This is a genomic window from Parabacteroides sp. Y3-G-102, from assembly GCF_023656845.1.
GTDB classification, from domain to species: Bacteria; Bacteroidota; Bacteroidia; order Bacteroidales; family Tannerellaceae; genus Parabacteroides; species Parabacteroides distasonis.
Genome location: NZ_JAMOKU010000038.1, coordinates 45423 through 51662, shown reverse-complemented (window position 1 = coordinate 51662; position 6240 = coordinate 45423). Strand labels below are relative to the sequence as shown.

The window sequence follows — 6240 nt, the reverse complement described above, 5'->3', positions numbered from 1 at the left end:
TATAGAACCCGCACATCTTTGGGTTGAATTGATGTAACAATAAATCATAGAACGATAAAATGAATAAACGACATTATGAACATACGTTACCCAATATACGAGGGAGTTTATCGAATACTTACGTTTCAACCCACGCAAGCGTTTCGATGAAACGAGCCTTTACGAGCTTGCCGAGAGCATCAAGCAGCAGGGCATGTTGCAGCCCATCACCGTGCGCCCCGTTGACGGGACAGACCGTTACGGGATTGTTTTCGGGGAACGCCGTTACCGTGCGTCCGTCATTGCGGGCAGGGACGAAATTCCCGCTATCGTAACCGAGTTGTCGGACGAGGAAGCCGAGGAAATGGCGATTACCGAGAACTTGCAGCGCAAGGACGTGACACCCGTGGAGGAAGCCGCAGCCTATCAGCGGCTTATCGAGAGCGGACGCCACACCGTGCAGACCTTGGCGCAACTCTTCGGAAAGAACGAGAACTACATCCGCACACGGCTGAAATTCACCGCCCTTATCCCCGAAATCGCCGCCCTCTTGGATGCGGATGAAATCACCATCAGCGTGGCGGCTGAAATCTGCCGATACGGGGAGGACATTCAAAAGGAAGTGTACGAGAAGCATTTGCAGGACGAGGGAACGTACAACAGTTGGCGGGGACTGAAAGCCGCCGATGTCGCAAGGCGCATCGAGCAGAACTTCACCACCGACCTGCAATACTACCGCTTCGACAAGACCGAGTGCGCCACGTGCGCACACAACACCAATAACTTGCTGTTGTTCCATGATGGCGGGTGCGGGCATTGCGCCAACCGCACGTGCCTTGCCGAGATGAACGCATCCTACCTCATGGAGCGAGCCGTGCAAATCATGCGGAACCAGCCGGAGGTGTCGCTCTGCCGTGACCGCTACACTACCAACGAGACGGTGGTAGAACGGCTAACCGCTTCGGGCTACGAGGTGGAGACCCTTGACAGGTACACCGCCTTTCCAAACTGCCCCAAAGAACCCAAAGCCGAAAATTTCAACGACCCCGAACGCTACGGGGAAGCCCGCACCCGCTACGAGCAGCAATGGGCGGACTACATGGAGCAGGAGGAGGAAATCACCCGCAGGAGCGGAGCGGGGGAAATCACCGTCTATGCCAAAATCGGGCAGAAGGAGATTACATTCTGTTACGTGGAGAACGTGACAGAGACCGGGACAGCGGACGGAACGCCCGCACCCGCACCGCTCTCACCCGTGGAGAAGTTGGAGAAGCAGGACGAGCGCAACAAGGAAATCGCACTCGAACGCACGGTGGAGGACACCAAGAAACAGATTCTCGAAGCCGACATCACGGGCGGTAAGTTCAGTGCCGATGAAGATACCATGTTGTACTTCTTCCTTCTGTCCTCGCTCCGAAAGGAACACTTCGCAGCCGTGGGGATTGCGGAAGACAAGCCGTATATCACGGACGAGGACAAGATGGGGATTATCGGCAACCTCACCGTGAGGATGAAGACCATCATCCGCAGGGACTTCCTTGTAGCCAATTTCAAGGGAGCATACGGCAACAACACCGTGGCGACCCTCTTGCTTGACTTCGCACGCAGGCACATGCCGGAGGAACTCGCCAACATCGAAAGGGAGTACAACGGGGTGTACGAGAAGCGTCACCAGCGCATCGAGGAAAAGAAAGCCGTCCTCTTGGTGCAGGAACGGGCAAGGGAGCGCAAGGTAACGCAACCCGAGGAACAACCGCAACCCGAAGAGATTGCAGCCTAAGGACAAAGGGCAGGGCGGAGAAATCCGCCCGCTACTTTCTTTCGTGAGCCGTAGCGAAAAAGAAAGATAGCAAAGAAACCGATTTTCAAACTTTCAAATTTTCAAACTTATGCGAACCGTACAAAGAACCTATACACTATTCGGCATTGCGGAACTGGAGGACGAAGCCCGTCAGAGAGCCTATACCGACTGGCTTGCCAAGGGAAACGATTACCCGTATGCTTCCGAGAACTGCGACACGCTCGAAGCCTTCTGCAACCTTTTCCGCATTGCCTGCACCAACTACCGTTACGACAGTTGCACATACGCTTACCGTTTCTATACCAAGCACGAGGCGGACACGGAGGAACTTTCAGGCGTCCGCTTGCTGGCTTACCTCTATAACAACTTCCATGCGGAGTTGTACAAGCCCAAGGTCTATTGGACGAAAGACCGCAAGAAAAGACGCAGGAGCCGTATCTCCGTCACTTGCGAATGCCCCTTCACGGGCGTTGTGTCGGACGAAATCATCTTGCAGCCCCTCATGGACTTCATGCGCTCGCCCGACACACGGAATTTCAAGGAACTCATGCGTGACTGTCTGGAAAACTTCTTCCGCTCGTGCCGAGACGATTGCGAGTATTGCGAGAGCGAGGAGTATTTCACGGACGAGAGCCACAGGAATAATTGGGAGTACCTTATCGACGGGACACTTTTCAAGGAAACGGCATGAAGCGGGAAATCAGACAGAACGGGAGAACCGTCCTTCACAGCGAGGACGGTCATAGCATCCCCATGATATTCAACAACCTTGTCGGGAAGAACCTCAAAGGCAGGGAGTATTCGGACTATATCGCTTTCGTAGCCATTCCCGACATGGGATTTACCTACGGGAAGATAGAGTATTATTCGGACGGAAACCTAATCGCAACGGGGGAAATCACGCCATAACATCCCCCTCTGTGTTTCATCGCCGGAAGTCCGGGACGGGTAGCGATCCGCCCGGACTTCTTTTTTTACCCGCCCGTGGGAAAGGATTGACCCGATTTTCGGACGCACTTCTTTTTCTTTCAGTGAGCCGTGGGCGGACAAAGACAAAGAAGCAAAAAGAAACCCTTTGACCCACCGGATTTTTAGCCAAGCTCCACACTCATTTTTTAGCAAACCTACGGGGAAAAACGGACAAGTGGCAAGGCTGAACCTGACGGTTTTGCGCGCAATCTCCACACCTTCGGGTCGTATTCCACGCAAAAGCCTTGCATGAAGTCCGTTCTTTCCCCGTGCCCCAAAGCAAAAAATAAATGTTTCACTTTTAATTTTTTGCATTATGAATACACTGTCTTTTCCTCAAATCACCGTAAGTTACAAGGACGCTGACGCATCCAAGAGAGTTAGAATCCGCTCTTCCAAGGAGTCTTACGACATCCTCAAGACCTTCTACGAGGACTGTATGCAGCACCACGAGGAGTGCTGGGCGATGTACCTGAACGGCGCAGGCAGGCTGCTGGGCGTCTCGTGCGTCTCACGCAGCGGCATGAACAGCACGGTGGTGGACATACGCATCGTCCTCCAGACGGCTCTCGTCTCCCATGCCTCGGGAATCATCCTCTCGCACAACCACCCTTCCGGCTCGACCGTGGCGAGTACGCCGGACAACAACCTGACCAGCCAGTTGAAGAAAGGCTGCGAGGCAATCGGCATACAGCTTTTGGACCACATCATACTGACCGAGGACACCTATCTCAGCTACATGGACGAGGGGATGCTTTAAGCGTCCCCTTTTTTGTTCGCTATCCTTTTTGCACTTCTTTTCTTTCGTGAGCGGGGCGGGAAAAGAACAAGAAGCAAAAGAAACCGGAAAGCGGCAGGGCGGATATGGAAAAAGCATCCCGAAGGATGCTTTCCATTTCGTCCGGCTCACGCTACATCTTCAACCCCCGTTTCCGCTCCTGCCGGATGTCGGAGAAGGAGAACTTCCCCGTCTCCTTGTCGAACTTCACCGACTTGTCCTTCTGCACGCCGTCCGGCGTCTCCATCCGTTTCACATTCAGCGGCTTCCCGTTGTAGAAGTCCGTCATTTGCCGGTAGCTGAACTTTTCCCCCGTCAGGCTTTCCATCAGGCTGTTCAGCGTATATACGCTGTCTTGGTTACGCACGCTCTCCGGCACGAACTCCGGGTGATTCCTCATCCAGTCCGGGTACAGCGTCTTCGCCATCAGGCAGACCTCCGGCGAGCGTTCCGCCCACGGGATCATCATCAGCGACTCCCGGCTGTGGGCGGCGCACCTGACATACACATCGGGCGTGAGCAGGCTTTTCGGCACTCCGCCACGCCCGACGGCGGACATCCCCGACGTTTCCACCGCCACCCGCACCCGCTCCGGCGTTTGCAGGTGTACGGGCAGGATGCTGATGCACCTGCCGTCCAGCGGCAGCAGGAAGTCCGCCATTTCGCCGTTCATCACCTCCGGGCGGATAGCCACCGCCACCCCGTAGAGTTCTTCCGGGTTGTTCTCCCGGCACTCCTTCAGCACCTCCATGCACACCTCCGGGGACGGGATATGCTGGACCAGCCCCCGGTGGAAGTCGTTCCCGAATCCCGCTTCCGTTTCCAGTGCCTTCCGGCACAGTTCCGGTGTCTTCAACTCTTCGGGCACGTTCTCCAACTGCCAGCCGTCCTCTTCAACGGCGGCACGGCAGACCTCCGCCGTGCGGTCGTGCCTGCATATCATCTCCAGAGGCACCTGATACATTCTTTCTTCTCGTTCCATGTTTTTACATTTTTTCTTGTTATAAACCCCTTTAAACATCCACCGACAACACGCACATCCATCCGCCGCTCTCCTCGTCCGGCGTCCAGCACCTCGCCCGGACATGGCAATAGCCTTCATTCTCTATCCACTCCAGCAGGCTTTCCGCTTCATCGCATTCCGTTTCCGCCAGCAGTTTTCTATCCGCCTCCGAGAGCAGCGACTTTATGTTCACGAACTCACGCACCTCCGGGTATTGCGGCAGCGTGTCCGGCACGTCGATATGCACAAAGTATTTCCGGAAATAAAACCGGATTTTCCCGCTTTTCCGTTCCACGCCCCGGGCTGGACAAGGTGGCGGCACTTCTGTTTTCATCCGCCTTCCGGCATCGTGCACACGGTATCTTTGCAGCGTCAGCGTACAGCACGGTGTCCCGTCCCTGCGCAGGTGAAATCCCCGTTCCGTCACTCGGAACAGCTCGTGCTCCACGACCCGGCGCATGGTCCGGCAGTCGTCCTTCATGTCTTCCCAGACCTCCCCGGCGGAAACCGTCTCCAGCATGGCGAGCGTTTTCTCCGACAGCAGGTTTTCCGGACATATATTGTCCCCCGCTTGTGGAAGGACAATGTCCGTCCGCCACTTCGAGGCATGCAGGGCTTCGGAAAATTCCGGTATGTCGAGGTATAGAACCAGTTCATTCCGTTCCATACCCGTCCTCCTTGTCGTTGTCCGCATTGAAGTCGAACTCCAGCTCGACCGCCTGACCGTCCGAGTCCTCCACCCAGACGGTGAAGCCGCTCTGTTCGTCCGACAGCGGGGTGTAATAGAGCCGGAACGTCTCTTTCTCCAGCGGGTAGCGGTCATTGGGCAGCAGCACCGTGCCGTCGTCCAGTTTGAGCGTCCCTTCCCCGTCGAAGAGGAACCAGCGGATCGTGTACCGGGTGTCCTCCCAGCGTCCTTCCCGTTTCAGCTCGCACCGTATCTCCGCCGTCTCGTTCACTTTCAGCTCCTTCGGGACGGGCATCGTCTCCACCGTGAACGGGTATTTCGTCTGAATGTCCAGCCCGTCATTACAGGCTGCGACCAGCACGAGGGCGGCCACGATGTAGCAGCCCGTGAGTATTTTATAAATCATTGTCCTCATATATACATTATTATAATATAGCAGTTATCGAATCATAAAATGTATTCCCACGCCGACCTGCGTGTGGAACTTCCCGCAGTCGCCGCCGAACAGCACCCGTTGGCGACCGTTTACCAGCAAGACAATCTTGTCCGTCACGTAGGCGGACAGCTCCAGCGTCAGTGCACCCCCGTAGATGAAATTGTCCTCATCCGTGAGTCGGGAGCCGTCCGGCAGCAGGCTCTCGCCCCAGTTCACCGTCTCGTACCCGGCAAGGGCGGACAGCCCCAGTGCGGCGAAGAACGTCTTCTTCCGGTCTGACAGGAAGTTCAGGTAATAGCCGCCCTCGCCCGTGAGCTGGCTCGCCGGATAGAGGCAGTCCCGGTAGCCGTACCGCTTCTCCAAGTATTCCGCACCGACCACCCAATGGTGGGCGTTCTTCGTGTAGGTGCTCACCGCTATCCCGGCGTGGTAGCCGAAGCCGTCGCCGTTTTTCCAGCGCATGTTGTCCGACAGCCCGCCCGTGAGCTGTATGCCCCTCATTCCGGACAGGCACCGTTGGGCGTGTGCCCGGTTGAAAGTCAGGCACACCCCGAAAAGCAGGATAATGAACAGTAACCTTTTCATC

8 protein-coding genes are annotated in these 6240 nt (G+C 55.9%); 4 read left to right on the top strand and 4 right to left on the bottom strand.

All coding sequences use genetic code 11. From position 1 onward, the window contains the following. The first annotated feature begins 109 nt into the window (after positions 1-109). From NBH16_RS17350 to NBH16_RS17335, 4 genes are all read left to right on the top strand, one after another. On the top strand, positions 110-1759 hold the full coding sequence (locus NBH16_RS17350; protein WP_502921422.1) for a ParB/RepB/Spo0J family partition protein: 1650 nt from the start codon (positions 110-112) through the stop codon (positions 1757-1759). A gap of 109 nt (positions 1760-1868) precedes the next feature. After that, entirely contained in the window at positions 1869-2471 is a 603-nt protein-coding gene (locus tag NBH16_RS17345) for a hypothetical protein (RefSeq protein WP_118032922.1), read from the top strand. Then, positions 2468-2689 (top strand): DUF7688 family protein, encoded by a 222-nt coding sequence (locus NBH16_RS17340; protein ID WP_149944427.1) that lies wholly within the window; start codon positions 2468-2470, stop codon positions 2687-2689. The genes NBH16_RS17345 and NBH16_RS17340 overlap by 4 nt, the downstream gene beginning before the upstream one ends. A 376-nt stretch (positions 2690-3065) precedes the next feature. Next, positions 3066-3509, top strand: coding sequence for a JAB domain-containing protein (locus tag NBH16_RS17335; protein ID WP_149944401.1), 444 nt, complete (start codon positions 3066-3068; stop codon positions 3507-3509). Positions 3510-3660: 151 nt separating this feature from the next. Here NBH16_RS17335 and NBH16_RS17330 read toward each other — a convergent pair whose 3' ends face one another. Genes NBH16_RS17330 through NBH16_RS17315 form a run of 4 tightly spaced genes read right to left on the bottom strand, consistent with a single transcriptional unit; the run spans position 3661 to position 6239 of the window. Further along, positions 3661-4509: a hypothetical protein gene (locus tag NBH16_RS17330; RefSeq protein WP_250788908.1), complete on the bottom strand. Its 849-nt coding sequence runs from the start codon at positions 4507-4509 to the stop codon at positions 3661-3663. A gap of 31 nt (positions 4510-4540) precedes the next feature. Next, positions 4541-5197 (bottom strand): hypothetical protein, encoded by a 657-nt coding sequence (locus NBH16_RS17325; protein ID WP_132140434.1) that lies wholly within the window; start codon positions 5195-5197, stop codon positions 4541-4543. After that, positions 5184-5633, bottom strand: a complete 450-nt coding sequence (locus tag NBH16_RS17320; protein ID WP_004326117.1) for a DUF3872 domain-containing protein — start codon at positions 5631-5633, stop codon at positions 5184-5186. Before NBH16_RS17320 ends, NBH16_RS17325 begins: the two co-directional genes overlap by 14 nt. 24 nt (positions 5634-5657) lie before the next feature. Continuing rightward, positions 5658-6239 (bottom strand): conjugal transfer protein TraO, encoded by a 582-nt coding sequence (locus NBH16_RS17315; protein WP_149944399.1) that lies wholly within the window; start codon positions 6237-6239, stop codon positions 5658-5660. Position 6240: the final 1 nt, after the last annotated feature.